General features: G+C 66.6%; 1 protein-coding gene and 1 pseudogene. One reads left to right on the forward strand and one right to left on the reverse strand.

The window, feature by feature from the left end; all coding sequences use genetic code 11:
* A pseudogene (locus tag MZTS_RS21475) lies at positions 1–896 on the reverse strand (IS481 family transposase); the annotation flags it as partial.
* A gap of 301 nt (positions 897–1,197) precedes the next feature.
* Here MZTS_RS21475 and MZTS_RS21480 point away from each other — a divergent pair.
* Positions 1,198–1,330: NAD-dependent epimerase/dehydratase family protein (locus tag MZTS_RS21480; RefSeq protein ID WP_192285360.1), on the forward strand; the 133-nt coding region annotated here is incomplete at its 3' end.

Below are 1,330 nucleotides of genomic sequence, written 5' to 3' on the forward strand. Positions count from 1 at the left end.
CTCCCGCATAGCTCCCGTGCGGGCGCTTCCAGTTGTAGCGGAACAGGAAGGCGGGCAGTTCCGCGCCGCGCTGCTGCGAGGTGTCGTAGGCGCGGGCGTAAGCCCATTCGCGCAAGGACGTCTGGACGAAGCGCTCGGCCTTGCCGTTGGTTTTCGGCGTGTAGGGCCGGGTCCGCTTGTGGCGGATGGTCAGGCGCCGCAACGCCTTGGCGTAACGCCTGGATTTGAAGGCCGGCCCATTGTCGGTCATCACACGCTCGAGCGCGATGCCGTGGCGGCGGAAGAAGCGAAGCGCGTTGAAGAGGAAGGCGAGGCAGGAGCCGCGCTGCTCGTCCGGGTGGATCTCGGAATAGGCCAGCCGTGAATGGTCGTCGATGGCCAGATGCAGGTACTCCCAGCCGATGCCGCGGCCCGAGCTCTGCCGGGCGCGGTCGCCGGTGATGCGATGGCCCGCGCGTTCGAAGCGGCCGAGCTTCTTGATGTCGATGTGGATCAACTCGCCCGGCTTGTCGCGCTCGTATCGCTGGACAGGCACAGGCGGTTCGAGGTCGCGCATGCGGCTCAGGCCGGACCGGCGCAACACCCGGCTCACGGTGGCGGGCGAGACGGCGAGATCACGGGCGATCTGCACGCCGGTCAGGCGCTGACGGCGCAAGGTCACGATGGCTTCCTGGGTCGCGACCGGGGTCGGGCGGTGCAGCGTGTGAGGCCGCGAGGAGCGATCCTGCAGTCCGGCGGCTCCTTCGGCCTCGAAGCGGGCCACCCATTTGCCCACCGTCTTGAGGCACACGCCCATCGTCTCGGCCACCGCCTTCGCGGCTGAGTCCGCTCTGGGCCAGCCGCACAAGGCGCTCTCGACCCGAGGGCGTCAAACGCGCATTCTGGTGGATGTTCATCCGGTCGCTCCGAGATCGCTGAAGCCCCGCAACTCCAGCGTCCTCGGTTCAGGCCGGATGAACAACCTCCTGAAAGCTCACACCTAGCTGTCCATGAGCGAATGGCCTATCGCCTCTCGATGCGCAAAGTGGGCTTCGATCCGCGCTCCTCGCTCGCCCCAATGCTGTGCTTCTCCCTGCTCGGCTCTGGCAGCACATTTGCCATTGGCTTAAGAGGCGCTGCCTTGACTTCGCTGCGTTGAGCCGTCCTACGACCCATCGTGTGCCAGGGGTAAGAGCTTGACCCGCGGAGTTGAGAGCGATGCGCATTCTGGTGACGGGCGGCTGCGGCTTCATCGGCTCCGCGCTGGTGCTGCATCTGGTGCAGGATCTCGGCCACGAGGTGCTCACCCTCGACGCGCTGACCTATGCTGCCAACCCGATTTCCCTGGCCC

This window comes from Methylorubrum zatmanii (assembly GCF_014845115.1).
Lineage (GTDB): Bacteria > Pseudomonadota > Alphaproteobacteria > Rhizobiales > Beijerinckiaceae > Methylobacterium > Methylobacterium zatmanii.